16 protein-coding genes are annotated in these 16,856 nt (G+C 70.0%); 4 read left to right on the top strand and 12 right to left on the bottom strand.

Annotated elements, in window-relative coordinates:
• Positions 1 to 13 precede the first annotated feature (13 nt).
• The 3 genes from N4G70_RS32345 (at position 14) to N4G70_RS32335 (ending at position 3,829) form a co-directional block, all read left to right on the top strand.
• Positions 14 to 1,138, top strand: a complete 1,125-nt coding sequence (locus tag N4G70_RS32345) for a hypothetical protein (protein ID WP_261716344.1) — start codon at positions 14 to 16, stop codon at positions 1,136 to 1,138.
• A gap of 221 nt (positions 1,139 to 1,359) precedes the next feature.
• On the top strand, positions 1,360 to 1,824 hold the full coding sequence (locus N4G70_RS32340; protein WP_261716343.1) for a hypothetical protein: 465 nt from the start codon (positions 1,360 to 1,362) through the stop codon (positions 1,822 to 1,824).
• 859 nt (positions 1,825 to 2,683) lie between these two features.
• On the top strand, positions 2,684 to 3,829 hold the full coding sequence (locus tag N4G70_RS32335; protein WP_261716342.1) for a hypothetical protein: 1,146 nt from the start codon (positions 2,684 to 2,686) through the stop codon (positions 3,827 to 3,829).
• Between the two features lie 70 nt (positions 3,830 to 3,899).
• Here N4G70_RS32335 and N4G70_RS32330 read toward each other — a convergent pair whose 3' ends face one another.
• The 12 genes from N4G70_RS32330 to N4G70_RS32275 form a co-directional block, all read right to left on the bottom strand.
• Positions 3,900 to 7,187 (bottom strand): LysM peptidoglycan-binding domain-containing protein, encoded by a 3,288-nt coding sequence (locus tag N4G70_RS32330; RefSeq protein ID WP_261716341.1) that lies wholly within the window; start codon positions 7,185 to 7,187, stop codon positions 3,900 to 3,902.
• 10 nt (positions 7,188 to 7,197) lie between these two features.
• Entirely contained in the window at positions 7,198 to 7,647 is a 450-nt protein-coding gene (locus N4G70_RS32325; protein ID WP_261716340.1) for a hypothetical protein, read from the bottom strand.
• Complete coding sequence (locus N4G70_RS32320; protein ID WP_261716339.1) at positions 7,644 to 8,090, bottom strand: TadE/TadG family type IV pilus assembly protein; 447 nt, start codon at positions 8,088 to 8,090, stop codon at positions 7,644 to 7,646. The genes N4G70_RS32325 and N4G70_RS32320 overlap by 4 nt, the downstream gene beginning before the upstream one ends.
• The gene (locus N4G70_RS32315) at positions 8,090 to 8,443 is read right to left on the bottom strand and encodes a pilus assembly protein (protein ID WP_261716338.1); all 354 of its coding nucleotides are present in this window, start codon (positions 8,441 to 8,443) and stop codon (positions 8,090 to 8,092) included. The genes N4G70_RS32320 and N4G70_RS32315 overlap by 1 nt, the downstream gene beginning before the upstream one ends.
• Positions 8,444 to 8,493: 50 nt before the next feature.
• Positions 8,494 to 8,736, bottom strand: coding sequence for a hypothetical protein (locus N4G70_RS32310; protein ID WP_261716337.1), 243 nt, complete (start codon positions 8,734 to 8,736; stop codon positions 8,494 to 8,496).
• Positions 8,737 to 8,785: 49 nt separating this feature from the next.
• Positions 8,786 to 9,670 (bottom strand): hypothetical protein, encoded by an 885-nt coding sequence (locus N4G70_RS32305; RefSeq protein WP_261716336.1) that lies wholly within the window; start codon positions 9,668 to 9,670, stop codon positions 8,786 to 8,788.
• On the bottom strand, positions 9,667 to 10,578 hold the full coding sequence (locus N4G70_RS32300) for a type II secretion system F family protein (protein WP_261716335.1): 912 nt from the start codon (positions 10,576 to 10,578) through the stop codon (positions 9,667 to 9,669). Before N4G70_RS32300 ends, N4G70_RS32305 begins: the two co-directional genes overlap by 4 nt.
• The gene (locus N4G70_RS32295) at positions 10,575 to 11,918 is read right to left on the bottom strand and encodes a CpaF family protein (protein ID WP_261716334.1); all 1,344 of its coding nucleotides are present in this window, start codon (positions 11,916 to 11,918) and stop codon (positions 10,575 to 10,577) included. The genes N4G70_RS32300 and N4G70_RS32295 overlap by 4 nt, the downstream gene beginning before the upstream one ends.
• A gap of 127 nt (positions 11,919 to 12,045) precedes the next feature.
• Positions 12,046 to 12,891: a hypothetical protein gene (locus tag N4G70_RS32290; RefSeq protein ID WP_261716333.1), complete on the bottom strand. Its 846-nt coding sequence runs from the start codon at positions 12,889 to 12,891 to the stop codon at positions 12,046 to 12,048.
• Complete coding sequence (locus tag N4G70_RS32285) at positions 12,891 to 13,598, bottom strand: SAF domain-containing protein (RefSeq protein ID WP_261716332.1); 708 nt, start codon at positions 13,596 to 13,598, stop codon at positions 12,891 to 12,893. The genes N4G70_RS32290 and N4G70_RS32285 overlap by 1 nt, the downstream gene beginning before the upstream one ends.
• A 25-nt stretch (positions 13,599 to 13,623) precedes the next feature.
• The gene (locus tag N4G70_RS32280) at positions 13,624 to 14,289 is read right to left on the bottom strand and encodes an ATP/GTP-binding protein (protein WP_261716331.1); all 666 of its coding nucleotides are present in this window, start codon (positions 14,287 to 14,289) and stop codon (positions 13,624 to 13,626) included.
• Between the two features lie 188 nt (positions 14,290 to 14,477).
• Positions 14,478 to 15,059 carry a hypothetical protein gene (locus N4G70_RS32275; protein ID WP_261716330.1) on the bottom strand — a complete coding sequence of 194 codons (582 nt, stop codon included), beginning with the start codon at positions 15,057 to 15,059 and terminating at the stop codon, positions 14,478 to 14,480.
• A gap of 467 nt (positions 15,060 to 15,526) precedes the next feature.
• Between N4G70_RS32275 and N4G70_RS32270 the strand changes: the two genes are divergently transcribed.
• Positions 15,527 to 16,804 (top strand): serine/threonine-protein kinase, encoded by a 1,278-nt coding sequence (locus N4G70_RS32270; RefSeq protein WP_261716329.1) that lies wholly within the window; start codon positions 15,527 to 15,529, stop codon positions 16,802 to 16,804.
• Positions 16,805 to 16,856: the final 52 nt, after the last annotated feature.

The following is a 16,856-nucleotide window of genomic DNA, read 5'->3' as shown; positions in this document are numbered from 1 at the left end:
CGTGGAGTCCCTGATGCCGCTGCGGCTCGCCAAGTTCGGTGTGCCGCTCGCCGACACCGCCCCGGCGGGCCTGGCCGCCGCCGGCATCGAGCCGGTGCTGCTGCCGCCCCCGCCGGTCACCCTTGAACGTACGGACGTGCCCACAGCTCCACCGGAGTTGGAGGGCGAGTCCGGCCAGCTCCTGGAGACAGGCGAAGCGCCCGCCTCCGGACCTGAGCACTTGGCCCAGCCGGATGGTGTCAGTCCCGTTGAGGAGACGACACCCGCGGGGGAGGGGCCGGAGCAGCAGGTGGACTACGCCGGCGCCGTCCGTGATTTCACGGCGCGGTTCGGCTATATGCCGGATCCGGATCAGCTCGGCTGGTTCCTCGCCGAGGCCTACGGCATCACGGGCCCCGCCACCAGCGGCCCGCTTCCTGCCGCCTTGCTGGCCCCCTTCCTGCCGGTGCCGGATCAGGCCCCGGTGCCGGAGGTGCAAGGGCCCGCAGCACCCGCTGCTGAGGGCATCCCGGCGGCCGGCACGCATCCCTTCTCTGGTTCGCCGCTGAACACGCCGAGCCCGGGCGACCAGATTCCGCCTGTCGAGGGGGCCGCGCCGTCCGGGATGGTGCCTGCTCCGCGTCCCTCTCCTGGATCGGACTCCGAGCCGGGAGGTGTGCAGGAGACCGTTGTCAGCGGACCGTCGCCCAACCCGGAGGAGGAGCCTGCGGGCGGTGACGGACCGGAGCAGGGGAGGGGCGGCCAGAACGGCAAGGCTGTGGACCAGACGCTGACCGTTGTGGACCGGTACTTCCTTGCCTGGGAGGGCTACATCGCCGAGCACGGCCAGGAGCCCACCGCGCCGCAGCTCTCCCAACACCTTGCAGCGCGCGGCATCCTGAACCGGAACGGCTCACCTGTCGCACCGGCCACGCTGCGCCGCTACCTGCTGGAGTTCCGCATCTACAACGTGTGGGCTGAACAGCGCGAGACCGGAGACGAACCCGCCGTCCCTGCGGTGCTGGAGGAACTCGCACGTCGGGGAGTCACCGGCCAGTACAACCGACCTCTGGAAACGGCGACCGTGCAGGAGCTACTCGCCAACTTCCGCCGCCGATACCAAGTGTTCTCGCTCGACATGAGCAACTCTTCCCCCTGACCCGGCGATCGGACCATTGCGCACATCAGTGGGCCGCCGCGCGTCGACGTGAGTGCGCACGGGTGCGCACTCTGCGATCGGTGAACTGCGCACTCAGGGGCCCGTGCGCAACTTAGGGTGAAGGCAGCCGGACGGCGGTGCCCCCCGTCATCGTCGACCAGCCCTCAGACAGAGTGCGCACAGCACCGGCCGGTGCGGGGGACAGGGGAAGGGGTCTCGAAGTGGTCAGGGCCTGGCATATCGACGAGGGTGCGCGGCTGACGCCGCTGGATCTGCCCGCGGATGACGCGGGTGCGCAGTATGCGCAGATCCGCAGTGCCGTGGGCGGGAGCGCGGAGGCGGCCTACTACCACCGTGCTGCGGTGCTGCACGTTCCCTCGACCGGCAGCGTCGACGGGCTGGAGCCGAACCTGGCCGGGTGGGCCTTGGCGTGCGGCTGGCGTCAGATGGATCTGCCATACCTGCTGTACGGGCCGATTGTGATCACCGGGTCCTACGACGCGGAGAGCGCCGCGGTGGGTGAGCTGTCCGGTCGGCTCACGGCACAGGTGCGCACTGTGTGCGACACGGTGCAGGAAACCGTGATCGGTTGGCGTACCAGGCGGCCGGCCTCGAACGAGGCAGCACTGAGCGAACTCCTCGCCTACACCCGCCGTGACCTGGCCGCCGTGATCTCATCGCCGTGAGCTGACTGCGCACCTCGCCCGCCGGTGCGCAGCCGCGGATAAGGGCGGTGCGCAGTGGAGGGTCATAGGCCCCGGGCCTGCGCACCGCGCTTCATGATTGCTTCGATGGTGCGTTCGGTACCGGTTTCCTTGGAGACGTCCAGGCGGCGGTTGACGGATTGCAGCGTCTCGATGGCTTGCAGGACGCCGGGCCGATTGTGATCACCGGCCCCTACGACGCGGACGGCGCCGCGGTCGGCGAGCTGCCGAACAGCTCACTGCGCAGGTGCGCACCGTGTGTGACACAGTCCGGGGGACCGTCGCAGGTTGGCGTGTCCGGCCACCGGTCTCGAATGAGGCAGCCGTAGCTGAACTCCTGGCTTACGCCGACCGCGATCTCGGCGTCGTGAACTGACTGCGCACAAGGCGCCGTCCGTACGAAGGGTGCGCACCCGAAGGGAGAGCGGAGCATCGACGGAGCCCTGGGGCATTGACGGTGCGCGGCGTTCCTCGCGGGAGGACAATGCACCGCGCAGTCAGCCTCGGTCAACCGCCGTACCCACGACGTCCCGCCTGGCGCACGGCCCGACCGGGGTTTCCCCGAATTGAGCGCATCTTCTCGGCAACTCTGGTGCACCGCAAGCGCTGCACGCTACGGTTGGGTTGGCCGAGCGCTTCGGCCCAGGCCAGTGCTCCGTCCCATGAGCGGGGTGCGCTACGGCGAAGGTGCCCACCGCGAACCTGACGGTGGCCGAGCTGCATCAACGCGCGGGCATCACCCCTGGGGCGGCCCACCGCCAACCCGAGTGCCTTCCCGTCTGTGCTGACTGCTTGGTGCGCATCGGGTCATGGGGCCGTAGCGCCGGAAACCGAGAGCAGCATGACCAAGGACCACGCCCGCAAGAACCGGGCCCGCCGTGCGATGGCCGCCAGCGGCGCCGCCTACACCACCGCCGACGCCGGCCTCGCCTCTCCCCTCCTGGGCCCCCAGCACGACCGCAGCACCGTCTTCACCCCTGTCGACGCCCGCGGCTTCGGCCAGAACCGCACCGTGCCCATGGACGCCGCGACCGACCTGCTCGGGGCCACTATCGACTGGTGCACCCCGTGCAAGGTCCGGGCCGCCGCCGCCATCGTCGATGGCGACCCCGTCGTGATCGCCGCCGTGGCCGGGCTGTTGGGCATGGTCCCCGGTGCCGGGCCGAGGATGAGCGCGGCGGCGCACCTCATGGATCCGCTGTTCCAGCTCGCCCGGGTGACCCTGGACGGCACCCCGATCCTGGCCGCTGTCACCGCCATGACCCGCGAGGACCGCGCGGACCTGCTGGAGGACAGCATGACCGTGTGGGCAGCAGTGTCTAAGGCCGGGCCGCCCCGCGGCGACACCGACATGTCCCCGGCCCACGACGGCACCGGCTACCAGGTCACCGCCTACACCACCTGGCACACGTCCCGCCGCGGCCCGGTACCCGCGCTGTTCGTCGCCACCGGCAATGAACTATTGCCGGGCGACCACCTGCGTCAGTGTGGCTGGCAATCCCGAGTCGGCGCCGTCACCCCGGCCATCAGCGACAGTTGGACGGTCACCGTCGACGCCACCGGCGCACCTACCGCGATTACCGGCCAGCCGTGGCCCGACTATCCGCAGGCCGTCCTCAACCTGTGGCAGCGCACTCCCGAGACTCCCGCAGCGCCGCCGGAATGGCTCAAGGCCGCGGTCAAGGAGCGCACCCTCCTGCTGGTAGGGCCCTTGGCGGATGCGGAGCCGTCCACCGTGGATGCTGCGAAGCGAGCCGGCGCCCTGTTCATCGTCCGTGCCAAGGTCGTGCGCCCGGCCCCCGTCAAGCGGCACTACAAGATCCTGGCCGAGCGCGCCGACGACAACACGGACGACTTCATCACCAGGACCTATTACGCCTACGCGGCCACCCCGGACGAAGCAGCCGGTCTGATCCAGAAGAAGCGGCTGGACAAGCTGAGCACTCCGTATCGGATCATCAGCGTAGAAAAAGGAACTGGAGGATGACCGAGAAGAGCTGTGAGCCCGCCACACACGGCATCGGCTCCGGCTTCGAACAGCTCACGACGGATACAAGTCAGTAGCCCTCAGCACGTTGCCCGGCCCCCAGCAGGCTGTCGATGAGCTGTGCGGTCTCGGGGTCCAGCGGGCACCGGTTGGTGCGGCTGACCTGCTGGACGCGGGTGGATGCGGTGTACAGGCCCGGACGGTTGCCGGCGGCGTGCTCGATGCGCAGCCAGTCCCGGTAGAGGAGTTCGGTGCTCTCGTCGACGTCAAGGCCGGTGGCGACGGCCTGGCGGGCGGCGGTGAGATCGTGGTGGGGGCCTGGGGCCATGCGCCAGGTCGCGACGGTGTGGGCGACGTCGACGATCCGGGTGACCATCTCCTGCTGGTGCGGTTCCGCCCAGGGCAGGGGTGCGGGTCCGAAGGGCTTCCCGCGGACCAGGCTGAGCGCGCGCTCCAGGTCGCCCACTGCGGTGGGGCCGTTGGCCAGGGCCCGTTCGGCGAGCTGCTGGAACCTGGTCCAGTCGCACCGTACGTGCGGGGAGAGGCTGTAGCCATCGGCGAGGCCGGTGCGCCGCGGGACGTACGGGTTGCCGTCCGGGTCGTCGCCCAGGCTGCGGCGCAGGTCCCCCAACCGGGAGTCGAGGGTCTTCTTTGACCACGGGGTGAGCGGGTCCATATCGACGCACAGGGTGTCGGCACTGCGGCCCGGCTTGAAGTAGAGCAGGGCGCCCAGTTGTGCCACGCGTGGCCCATGGCCCGTGGAGACTCCCGGAACGTGGATGGGCCCCAGCACGCTGATCTCCGGGGCGTGCAGATCGTGGGGAGCGTTCTCGTCCGGCTCGCTTGGGGTACCGGCCGCCGAGGAGGGGATAGGGGCCGTGTCTGGCGAGGGAGGGGCTGCGTTGAGACCGTTTGTGGTGGACGGCGCTGACAGCGCGGGGGCCGCTGGATCTGGTACGAGCCGAAGAGCGGCGGGATCGGTAGTAGCGGTCATGAGCGCGGGGAACGCTCCGAAATCACCTGGCGAGTTGCTCGGGACCGCAACCGCGAGGGGCGTCCCTGTTGGTTCGACGAGGTCACTGGGCGGGAGAGGCGCGGGAGTGGCCGGCTCGGCCGGCACGTGCTGCCAGGCGCCCTCGGCAGGGATGGGGGGTTGCCCGGAGATCCGGAGCTCGGCAGCGATCTGCTGGAAGGCGGCGTCCTCCAGCCGCTGCAGCCGTACCGCCAAACCGATGCCGTCGAGGTCTTGGAGCTCCTCCGAGGAGGCGTCGAGGACCTCGGCGTCGGCGAAGTGGTTGCTGGTCTGGGCGGCGGGCGCGACCAGGACCACCGGAAGGTCACCGGCCTTGTCGAAGGCCTCGGCGAACTGCCAGGCGGTGTCGCTGTCCAGCTCGGTCGCGCACAGCAGGAGGTAGGGCTGGTCGGCGTCCTCGGGCTGCTGGTAGGCGGTGAGCATCCAGTCACCCAGGTCGCGGACCGCGTGCGCCGCCTCGCGCTTGTGGGCAATGCGAGAGGTGGGCAGCAGGTGTGGAAGCTCTTCTCCGAACCCGAGTGTCATGATTTCCACCCTCTGTGCCCAGGGGCTCATGCCGAGTTCCAGCGCGAGGGAGGTGCATGTCTCGCGGATGTGTTCCGCGGTGCCGTTGAGCAGGATGACCCGGCTGGGGGCCAGGTTGAGGAGCACCACGGCGTCGTCCTCGGTGGCGCCGATGGTGGTCAAGAGCGGGTACGGGGCGGGGACGGTGTGCGCCTGCTCGGCATCGAGCAGCTCGGCCGCCGCAGGCAGCGTCCACCAGCCCTCTTCTCCTGCGGCGAAGGGGAGTTGGGGCTCGGCGTCCGGTTCGCTGGGCAGGAGGCTGACGGTGTGCTGGCTGAGCCGGGCGGCCCGGATGTCCGGCAGGGGCCGGCCGTCAGCCTGGGCGTGGTGGGCCAGGGTACGCAGTGCGAGGTCGAGTTCGTCCACCAGGGTGGGCTCGGCGGCCTCGGCCAGTTGGGCTGCGGCCAGTGAGGTTTCCTCAGCGATCGCGATGGTCTCGCCGGGTGTGCGGCGTCGGCGCTGGAGCAGGCGGCGCAGTGCGAGCGCGCCTGTGATGGCGGCGGCCAGGAGCGCGAAGGCCCCGGCTACGGTGGTCAGCTGGACTCCTTGGCGCGCTGAGACGCTGGGTTGCGCTGCCGGGGGAGTTGAGGATGTTGCAGGTGCGGAGGGAGCCGTGGAGGGGGTGGCGGGTGCTGAGGCGGAGGGGGCCGGCCGGGACGGGGTTGTGGTCGGCGCGGCGGGTGTGGCCGAAGGAGCCTGTGGCCGGGGGGTGTCGTGGGGTGCGGCGGGGGCGGGCGCTGTAGGAGGCGGAGCGGGGTGGTCGGTGCTGGGTGGAGCAGTTGTGTGCCCGGGGCTTTGGGGCGCGGGTGCGGCGGGTGCGGGGATGTCCAGGCTCCAGCCCACTTCGAGCTCGTCGGGGTCGGTGAGGCGGCTGCCGGTGGGCTGGGGCTTGTCCCGGTTCGCGTTGAAGATCTCTTGATAGCGGGCGCCGGCGTGGTACTCGCGTTCGGCGATCGTCCAGAGGCTGTCGCCGGGGCGGACGGTGTCGCGGTGGGCGCTGGTCGGTGTGGTGCCCGTGGTCTGGGCGGGGGCGGGTGTGGGGTTGAGTAGCGGCAGGTCGGCGGGAAGTTGGAGGATCCAGCCCGGCTGGATAGGGGCGTTGGTGCGGAAGGTCGTGCCGTCGGCCATAGTGTGGCCCTCGTTCGCGGCGGCGATCTTGGTGTAGAGCTCGCCGTGGCCGGTGAGGTGTTCGGCGATGCTCCACAGGCTCTCGGCGGGCCGCATCTCGCGCACCGTGTAGGTGCGTTGGGCCACAGGGGTCGGCGAGGCATCAAAGGCCCCGGCGGTCGTGGTCGAGGGCGTGGCGGAGGGGGCGGCCGCGGGGGAGTTCTGGCCAGGGAGCTGGGCTGCGGTGACGGCGTGCGCGGTGGCCGGGGCGGCCAGTGCCGTGCTGGTGGGCAGCAGCACCAGGATGCTGCCCACCAGCGTGGCCGCGGCACGCTGGCTCAGATGCAGCCCCGGCAGCCGGGGCGCGCTGCGGCCTCTGAGCCGGGCCGGAATCTCCACGAGCAGCGAGACGACAAAGGACAGCCAGCCGATCCAGCCGACGGCCGCGACGAACAACAGCGCCACACTCGTGGTGTCGCTACGGGTGAACAGATGACTCAGAGCGTCCAAGCCACCAGGCAGCAGCGCGGCGGTGGCCTGCCACAGCAGCCAGGGCAGGCCCGCGAGGAGGGCCGCCAGCGTCAGCAGCGCGGCCAGGGCGCGCAGGACGGCGGACAGCGTACGCAGTCGAGAGGCGGGGCGGGGGAGGGCCATGAGCAGTCCCTTAACTGTCCGGTTGGGTGATGCCGTGGAGCAGCGTGGCAGAGCTGGTGGCGTGCACCATGAACGTCTTCGGCCAGAACACGGCGTGGTAGCGGCCGGTGACGGAGACCGTCACGGTGCGCCCTGCGTCAGTGACGTGGACGGTGCCGGTGACCCCGGTTTTGGCGAGGTAGGCCCGGGCGGCGGCGGAGGCGCCGGCGGGATCGGCGACGAAGGCCTTGCCCGGGATCGCCTGGGCGGGGTCGATGGCCTGCTGCGCGGCGCGCGCCGCCTCCACCGAGAGGTCGTCGGCGTGCTGCTTGGCGCGCAGGACGCCGAACGCGTCGATGGTGAGCAGCCCGCATAGCAACAGCAGGGGGCCGATGATCAGGGCAACGAAGACCGGTACGGAACCGCGGTCGTCCCACCGGAATGCTCTTGTTAGCAAGCGGCGCAGCAGGATCGGGTTCATCCGCGCCCCCGGTAGGCGTCGACGATCGAGGTGAAGGTTGCGTGGACCGTGCGTACGCCGGGGCCGCCGCCGATGAGGACCAGGTCGCCGATCGGCACGGTGCAGGACACGGTGACCGTCACGGTGGACACCTGCCCGACCGGCACGGCCAGCCCTGCCACCTGGGCATCCACGGCGGTGTGGCTGCAGACCTGGCCGCTGGAGGCGAGCGCGTCGGCGGCCGCGGCCTTGGCATCAGCGGTTGCGGTGGCGGGAGTTCGCGCCAGCGAGGCGGCGCGGGCGGCGGCCTGGGCGGCGGCGTCCGTCTTCTGCCCGGCCAGCGTAAGGCGGGCGCCGGCGACGAACAGCAGCACGAGGACGATCAGGACCGGGACGATGATGGCGGCTTCGACGGCGACGCTGCCCTCGTCTGCCGGGCGCACCGGCCGCAGTTGAGGGGGCATCAGGGTGCTCCTGCTGTGGTCCACCGCTCGATGGGCCCGGACACGGTGGCCTGGACATGGATCCCTGAGATGCCCGGAATCATCGACAGGGCCTGCGCATCGACGCGGACCCGCAGCCGCTCGGGCGTGCTGCCGTCGGTGGACACGCTCCGGTCGGTAAGCAGGCTGGAGCCCGCATCGTCGAGCACGCGCTTCGCCTTGGCAGCCCCGTCGCCAGGGGTAGCCCCGTACAGGCGCCCGGCCGCCACGCCGGCACGGGCGGAGCTGTAGGCGACGTTCCGGGCGTACGCCCACAGGATCCCCTGCAGCAGAATGAGGATCAGGATGATCACAAAGGGGAAAATTATGGCCATCTGGATGGGGTTCGAGCCCCGGTCCTCTGCCCAGGGCGTGGGTGGTGCGTTCACTTGCCGTCGAGGTCCACGTTGTCCACCTTGGTGGACGCCTTCGTGCCGAGCGCGACCAGCGCGGCGACGATGCTGAGGGCGATGCCGATGCCCGCAACCCACAGCAGTACGGTCACCACGGGATTGTCGCCGCGCTCACCGCGCCCGCTCATCTCCTCGTACGCCTCGTTGAGGTGTGCGCGGACCTTACCGGTCAGCAGCGACACCGCGACGCCGACCTTCAAGTAGGTGTCCTTCACGGCTTGTTCTCCTTACGCAATAGGGGGATCGGCGAGCGTGGCCCTGCCGTCAGGACAGCGCGAACAGTTTCAGCACCACGGGGAAACCGAGCAGGCACATGATGAGGACGCACATCACGGCGCCAGGGATGTGCATCTTCTCGCTGTCGGCGTTCGCCTTGGCCACGGCGGTAGACAACTGCTCATCGCGGGTGCTCTTGGCGCGGGCCCGGACGGGTGCGTAGATGGAGGCGCCATCCTTGCCGGACATCTGGGCGAAGTCCGCGACGTCCCGCAGGACGGGGATCCCCAGCTGGATGCCGAGGTCCTCGAGGACCTGCCAGGGAGAGCTCTTCTCCATCCGGGCGCGCAGCAGAGCCTCTTGGAGGCGCAGGAACGACCAGCTGCTGCCGACCCGCGCGGCTTCTTCCAGGGCCTGGTCGACGGCGATGTTGGAGGCCAGACGCAGGGCGACCAGTTCGAGGTAGACGGTGACGGCGTGGGTGAACTCCTCCCTTGCCCGGCCGGCATCGCGGCGCACCATGAGGTCGGGCACGAACCACAGCAGGACAGCGGCCACGACGCCGGCCGCCGCGGGCACGAACAGGGGCAGCGTGATGCCGAGCAAAATCCAGGCCGCGCTCAGCACGGACGGCAGGACCAGCCCGACGAAGGCGAGGAGCACCTTGTTCAGGAGGAACTGCTCGACCGGCTGGTTCAGCAGATTCAGGTCGGCACGGGGCAGCGGCGCCGGAATCCGGGCCACCAGCCACGCGCCCACGAGGTTGTCCGCACGCTGTTCGGGCAAGGCGGCCCCGGCCGTGGGGGCGGGCGGGCTGAGGCGCCTGAGGGCCGGGCCCAACTTGGGGGGAGCCGGGGCGAGTTCCCGCACCACCAAGGCAAGGCCCGCGCCGATCAGGCAGCCGAAAAGCACCACGACAGATGTTGTCGTCACTGTGCGGCCTCCATCCGGGCAGGTGCTTTCACGGGGCTGCGCGCATCCGGAACCAGGACCCGGGCGGTGCGGCCGCGGTTGGCGTAACTGCGCGACCACACCAGCACGGCGACGAACGCCGCCGAGAGCAGCCCCAGGACCAACTGGCCGAGCAGCGTGGTAAAGACATTGGTGATCTGGGGGACGGTGAAGCCCAGCGGCACCAGCGCCAGGGTGATGAAGGTAAGGGTGCGCACGACGGTGCGGGACTTCTCCCGCTCCGCCTCGATCTTCTGACGCGCACTCACCTCGTCCCGCAGAGAGGCGGACATGTCCTGCATCGCCTGCGCCAGCCCCGGTCCGGGGTCGGTGACGGACAGCTTGAGTGCGGCACACACCTTGTCCGCGGTCGGGTCGTCCAGTGCGCGCCCGAAGTCCTCGACCGCCTCGCCGAGCGGCCACCCGGCATCCACCTTGTCGACCAGCTCCTCGATCTCCCCCTCCAGCGCCTGGGGAGCATGACGGCGGCTAGTCTTCAGGGCCTGCTCGATCGCGACGCCCAGACGCAGTACTTCCGCCAGGCGCTGCGTCCACTCGGCGAGCGCGTCCCGCTTGGCCATCTGCTCCTTGGTCGCCGCTACCGGGGCCGTCAGCCACGGCACGCCCACCACCGCAGCGGCTGCGATCAACGCGACCACGAACACCCCGCTCACCAGCCACACCGCAACCCCGGCCACCATCGCCCCGCCGAACAGAGCCTTGCGGCGGGCCGCTGTGCGGGCTGCGGGCCCTGACCGGGAACGGTGGCGCCAACTGGACAGGATCCCGGGGCCCTTGGGCGCGGTCGTGCCGACCAGCCCGGCGACCAGGGCGACCAGACCGGCGCCGAGCAATGCCCCGGACAGCGCCCACCACCACCCAGTGATCACGCGCCCACCTCGTGCGGCCAGGCAGCCGGCTGCGCGACGACTTCGGTGCGCAGCCCCGCAGCCTCCAGTTTCTGCCGGTTGCGCACCGACAGCGCGGAATACGGCACTGCCCGCTGATCCCACTCGCTGGCCGGCCGGTAGATCTCGTTGTAGGTCGGCCGGCCATCCGGACCCACCGGCTTGATCTCCCAGATGTGCGAGACAAAGCGCCGCTTGACGGGACCGGATTCATCGACCGACAAGAACACCAGGAAATGCAGACCGTTGGCGATCTGACGGTAGGCCAGTTCCGGCGTGAAGTTGGACTGCGCCAGCAAGTACAGCTCCGCGATGCGGTCGAAGACCGCCTCGGGCTCGGAGGCATGGATGGTGCACATGTTGCCGGGCCTATCCGACGTCATCGCCTGCATCATCGCGGTGATCTCCTCACCGCGGACCTCCCCGACCACCACCCGGGTCAGCGACATCCGCTTCGCGCTCTTCAGCAGATCCAGCAGCGTGATCTCGCCCGCCGCTCGGCCGTCCACCCGCTCCCCGTTGGACGCCCTGGCCTCCATCGGCACCACATGCTGGTGATAGCCGTTCTTGTGGGTCCACAGCTCGAACGTCGTCTCCAAAGTGCCGAACCGCTCGCTCGCGGGAATCTCCCGCAACACCGCCCGCAGCATCGATGTCTTTCCCGAGGACTGCTCCCCGGCGAAGATGATGTTGCGCCGCGCCCGGACACAGGCCCGCAGAAGGTCGGCCATCTGCTCAGTGAGCGCACCCAGGCTGACCATCTTGGACAGGTCGGCGTCCTTGAGACGATGGCGGCGGATCGCGACGTGCGTGAACTCGCCGGTCACCTCCGGGCCCAGGGCCTGGACCCGGGAGCCGTCCTTGAGGCGCAGCTCGACCTCCGGGCTGAACGTGGAGAACGTACGCCCGCTCTGCCCACTGGCCCTGATCAAGTCCCGAACCAGCTCCTGCAGTTCTTCCTCGGAATCGGCAACCGGTGCGACCTGAACCGGTTCCGCGTCGTCGCTGTACTTGAGGAACACCTGGTGCGGGCCCTCGATCCAGATGTCCTCCACCAGGTCGTCGTCCAGGTAGCGCTGCAGCCGCCCGGCCCGAAAACACATGTCGAAGGCGAGTCCGGCCAGCTCCCGCTCCTCGATGGGGGAGTATCCGCCCCCGCGGCCGGTCGCGTCCGACCAGATCGCCACCTGCTCATTGATCAGGGCGCGGCCACGCTGCTCCTCCGCCTCCCCGACCAGCGACGGCGTGTTCTTCTTCTCCTTCAGGAGCTGATCCACGACGATCCGCTTGATCTCCTGCGCCGCCCGGTAGTCGATCCGCACCTGGGGAACCGCCGCCTGGCCCACCATGCGCGGCAGGGCCGCGCCCGCCGGCCCGCCGGGCAGCGCCGCTGCTCCGGTAGGGGCGGCCGGCGGACGTGGGGGATAGGGGACTCCGTTGTAGACCGGCTCAGCGTGCATCGGGGCCTCCCATCATCCGCTGGTGCAGGGGCGAGGCGAGGCGGGCGCGCTGGGTAGCCACCCGCTGCCGAATCGGGGTCGAGGCGTCCAGGACGGCCCGCATCAGCTTGCTCTCCCGAAACCGCTTGCCCTCCGCGGCGCCATCGGACAGCACGGCGGCCTCCTGCGGCCGAAACGGCAGACTCGCCACCACCGGCACCTGCAAGTGCTCCTCCACCTCACGCGCCGGGTAGGGCCCTTCGGTAATCAGCAGGACCCCCAGGCGTCCAGAGCGCCGGCCCTCGCCGTCCAGCAGCGTGGTGAGCATTCTGGCGCGGGCGGCGGCCATGTGCAGACTGCGCAAGGTGCTGCGCATCACCAGCAGCACCAAGTCGGCGCGCTGCGCCAGGACCCGGGCCGGGCCGAAGGCCCCGTTGCGCCCGAGGTCGAGCAGCACGTCGTGACCGTGCTGCTCGATCCGGTCGATCCCGACGAACAGATCCGCGATGGCACCCCATTCCGGGGCGAGGCCGGCGGCCTCCGCCGGGCTGGTCAGGCCGGGCAGCAGCATGCGGGTGGGATCATCGCGCCGGTCCTCGTCGGAAATCCGCACGAGCTGGGTCCAGAACGCTTCCTGCAGGCTGACACTGCGGCGGGAGGCGGCCAGGTTGTGCAGGCCGCGGTCAGCCGTCAGTCTGCTCTGCAACGCTCCCGCCAGCACGGCGCCCCCGTCCGGGCAGCACTCGGCAAGCAGCACCCGCCGGCCGTGCTCTACCGGCCACATCCGCAGCAGCGCCAGTGCCGTTGACGTCACCCCGGGCGCCCCCGGAACCCCCACCAGAGCGATCACGGCCATCAGGAACCGGCCCCGCTCGCCGACTTCACGGACAGCGCGACATTCCCGGCCGCTGCCTGAGCTGCCAGCCGCGGTCCGTCTGCTGACTTCACGGCTACGTCGATCACTTGCTGGCCGGTGCTTTCCTGCTTGGTGCCCACGCGAACGATCCGCGCATCCACGGTGACCGGGCCGCTGTCCTGGCCCGGCTTGCCGTTCCTGCCCGGTGCTGCGGCTCCGCTGTCGCCGGTGAACACGACCTGGACCTGGTCCTCCGGCTTCAGCGGGGAATCAGGCAACTGCCCCGGCTTCAGGTTCAACCCGACCAGCTGCTCATCCTGGTGCACCAGCGTGCGGCTGGTGATCTGCCCCGGAGCAAGCAGCGCACCGGGCAGCAGTTCGACAGCGGCGCGCTTGCCGACTACCTGCGCGCGCTGCCCCGACCCGATCGCCTTGAGCGCGGGGTCCAGGGCCACCGACGCCTCCGCGAGGTCCGCGTCCTGGATCACGGTGCCCGCTGCCACGTCCCGGGCCATGACCAAAACCGGGGTGCGCTGGCCGTTCTGCGTCCAGTACCAGTAGTTGCCCACCGCGCCTGCCGCGATCAGCGCCGCAGCCAGGGCAAGCACCCCCGGACGCCGGCGCCGTGCCTGCCACCGCAGGGACGGCGGGCCAGGCTGTGCCGGAATCTGACCCGCCACTGAGGCGGGCGCTGCCGTCTTGCTCACGCTGTAACGCCTTTCGCTCTCACACTCAGTTGCCAACGGCCTGGAGTTCCCCGACCCCGACCCGGGTCTGGGACTGGCGGACCTCGGTGAACTGGCCCGCGTCCACGGCGCCGGCCGTGACCGTCCAATTGACCTGCCACGTCGCCGTGGCCGTCAGCGCGAACCTCTGGCCGGACTGCCCCGCCGACGACTTGGCGAAGGTGTGACCGCACGTCGGCGACGGCTTCATGCCGGACGAGGCCTGGTACACGGTGCCGGGACCATTGCAGGTCACCGACGTGCCGTCACCGAACTTCCAGGTGATGGAGGCGACCTCGGCTGTCGCCGACACTGTCACCGCGCCCGCGGACGCGGTCGCCGTGTTCGGACCGAACGTGGTGGGGGACTGGTTCACCCACAGCCACAACGGCACCCCGACCGCGTACGTGCCCGCCGCCTGCGGACTGGCGATGTCCGGCCCGACCAGCTTCATCGAGTCGACCGCGCGGTGGGCCAGGACTTCGGGGTCGACCGGAGGCGCCGCGGGGCCGCCGTCGGGTATCCACGACACCCCGATCCGCATCGTGTCGGGGCAGTACACCTGATACACCGCGCCCTTGTCGCCGGGCTTGTGCCCGTCCCAGCCCAGGTTGTCCGCCGGGGGCTGTGGGACCAGCTTGGTGTAGGTACACGGAGGCGGGCTGCTGCTCACAGCTCCTGAACTGGCTGCCGTTGGCTTCTGCCCGCTAGTTCCGGGGCCGTCGCTGTTGTCTCGGGCGCACACGCTGACCCAGGCCTCCGAACCCTGGCATCCTGGGTCATTGCCTACAGTCGGCCCGCCGTCGGCCTGTGCGACCCCCGTGGACAGGATGCTGGCTAGAAGGACCGTCGCTGCGGTTGTCAGCCGCCGCATGGCTGGCTGCCCTTCGTGGTGAAGTCCGTGATCATCCACTTGCCACCATCCCACCGTTCGGCTTTCACCTGCGCCAGATAGTGCATGGGCTGAGCGCTCGGAAGGGGGATGGGTTTGTTGGCCTTGGTATCCCATGTCTGCCAATGAGACAGGTCCACGCAGTCAGTCATAGCCGCAGTGGGAGTCTTGGCGCTGAGATCCAGCTTGGTCACGGTGACTTGGTGCCCCATGTCCCCCCGGATCACCGTGCCCCGCTCCTTCATCCTGGCAAGGTCGATCCGTACCTTGCCCAACGCATCAAGCGTCGCGTACTTCTCGAGGTCGGTGCCCGACGCGTCGGCCTTGCGGTAGGCCTTCATCTGTTCCACCCACATCGCGTTGTACGACGCGACGACGGCTGCCTTCTCGGTGGCTTCCGGAGACGAGCTCTGCGGCGTCTGGCGCGGCGCGGTCGACGGTGTGACGGTCGTGGTGGGGTCCTTGTCCGCACTCTTGTCGGCCTTGTTGTCGCTGCAGGCGCTCAGCAGGACCAAGGCGGCGACTGAGGCAGCAGCGGCTCGCCAGCGCATGGCCGTGGTGTGACGGTGACGTCGTGGTGCGAGGATCAACTGGTCCTCCCCGTATGCCGCGTTGGGACTCGCTTGCCTGGTTTTGGAACTTGACGCCCGGAACAACCCCTTGGTGATGAAACACGGTTGCGCGTGAGGGGCGTCTTCCGGTTTTGCCGTAGAGGGGCACACTAGCGCCACGCTCCGTGAAGAAGCCATGCTGTTCCGGTAGCTATGCGGCGCAGTTCGGTACGTTTCGGTCTTAACTTCGCCACTGGTCAGTCGGGGCGCGGCCGATCGGCAGGGCCGGAAACCTCCGTTCTGGCGCGGTGGTAGGCGGTGACTGTCCGTACAGGTGATGGCATATGCGGAATCCGGAGCCCTGACTCAACTGCCACTTCCCTGGCAGGAGTTACACCTGTAGCGGAGCGGGCTGAGCGAGCTCGTGGGATTCTGTCTGACGGCCGTGGGACGCGAGGGGGTGCGTGATGGAGCCGCTGGACGCGGGAGATCCGGCCAACCTTGGCCCATATACGCTGCGGGCCCGGCTCGGCGGCGGTGGCATGGGCACGGTCTACCTCGCCCGCTCGCCCAGCGGCCGTCCTGTCGCCGTGAAGACGGTGCGCACCGAACTGACCGGGGACAGCGGCTTTCGGGAACGCTTCCGGCGGGAGGTTGAGGCGGCCCGCAGTATTAGCGGCTTCTACACGGCGTCCGTCGTCGACGCAGACCTGGAGGCCGCGGTGCCGTGGGTGGCCACGGTCTACGTGGACGCCCCCGATCTGGCGACCTTGGTGCACGAGGACGGCCCACTGCTTGAGTCCGACGTGCGCGAGATGGGTGCAGCGCTGGCCGAAGCACTGGCCGCGATCCATGGCACCGGGCTGGTGCACCGGGACCTGAAGCCGTCGAACATCCTGCTCACGCTGGACGGTCCGCGCGTCATCGACTTCGGGATCGCCCGGGCCCTGAGCGACGGTCCGGCGCTCACCACGCTTGGTGCCGCCATTGGCACCCCCGGGTTCATGTCGCCCGAACAAGCTCGGGGCATGGTCATCTCGCCGGCCAGCGACGTCTTCTCGCTGGGCGCGGTCCTCTGCTACGCGGCCGTCGGGCACGGCCCATTCGGTACCGGCACCGCGCACGCCCTGCTCTACCGCGTCGTGCATGACCAGCCCGATCTGACTGGCCTGCCAGCCGGGCTGGCTGCCGTGATCGAGCAGTGCCTGGCTAAGCTGCCCCACCATCGGCCCTCGCCCGGAGCCCTGCTCGCCTCGCTCACCAACGGCGCGGCGACTCCGGCTCCGACGATTCCGGTCGGCGCCGGCCACGGGCCGCTGTGGTGGGAGCAGACCACCGTGACCGCCCAACCGGCCCATCCTCCTCCACCCTCGCCCGCGGGTCCGCAGGCGGCGCTGGCTGCGGATGCCGCCTCCGGTGCGGACACGACCTGGTGGTCGGCGGGCGGTCTGTCCATGCTGGAGGAGCCCGGGCCCACGAGCCCTGCACGCGCTTTCCCGGTCGGGCAGGAGGCGCTCGCGGTGTACCGCGAGCGGCACCAAGTACGGGACCGCGGACGAGCTCCCGGCCCCCGGGTGGGCGAACCTCTGGTCCCCGGAGACGTGGTCGAGCACGCAAAGTTCGGCACCGGCACCGTGCTGGAGATCCGAGACAGTGCGTACGTACTGATCGCGTTCGGGCCGCGGCAGATCGAGCGCGCCATCAACGTGCGGATTGCCCCGATGCAGAAGATCAGCGCTCCCTAGCCAGAGCTCGGCGAGTGCTGTGGTGTACGCCTTGGAGCGTCCGCGCATCGCG

It is taken from the genome of Streptomyces sp. ASQP_92, assembly GCF_025399895.1.
Taxonomy (GTDB): Bacteria; Actinomycetota; Actinomycetes; order Streptomycetales; family Streptomycetaceae; genus Streptomyces.
Note: the sequence above shows the minus strand (reverse complement) of the source record. Positions and strands in the feature narration are given on the sequence as shown.

Bases quoted from the DNA above. Each gene is read 5' to 3' on its own strand.
- N4G70_RS32345 (WP_261716344.1), top strand. From the start codon at position 14: ATGCCGCTGCGGCTCGCCAAGTTCGGTGTGCCGCTCGCCGACACCGCC.
- N4G70_RS32335 (WP_261716342.1), top strand. From the start codon at position 2,684: ATGACCAAGGACCACGCCCGCAAGAACCGGGCCCGCCGTGCGATGGCC.
- N4G70_RS32330 (WP_261716341.1), bottom strand. From the start codon at position 7,187: ATGGCCCTCCCCCGCCCCGCCTCTCGACTGCGTACGCTGTCCGCCGTC.
- N4G70_RS32325 (WP_261716340.1), bottom strand. From the start codon at position 7,647: ATGAACCCGATCCTGCTGCGCCGCTTGCTAACAAGAGCATTCCGGTGG.
- N4G70_RS32320 (WP_261716339.1), bottom strand. From the start codon at position 8,090: ATGCCCCCTCAACTGCGGCCGGTGCGCCCGGCAGACGAGGGCAGCGTC.
- N4G70_RS32315 (WP_261716338.1), bottom strand. From the start codon at position 8,443: ATGGCCATAATTTTCCCCTTTGTGATCATCCTGATCCTCATTCTGCTG.
- N4G70_RS32290 (WP_261716333.1), bottom strand. From the start codon at position 12,891: ATGGCCGTGATCGCTCTGGTGGGGGTTCCGGGGGCGCCCGGGGTGACG.
- N4G70_RS32275 (WP_261716330.1), bottom strand. From the start codon at position 15,059: ATGCGCTGGCGAGCCGCTGCTGCCTCAGTCGCCGCCTTGGTCCTGCTG.
- N4G70_RS32270 (WP_261716329.1), top strand. From the start codon at position 15,527: ATGGAGCCGCTGGACGCGGGAGATCCGGCCAACCTTGGCCCATATACG.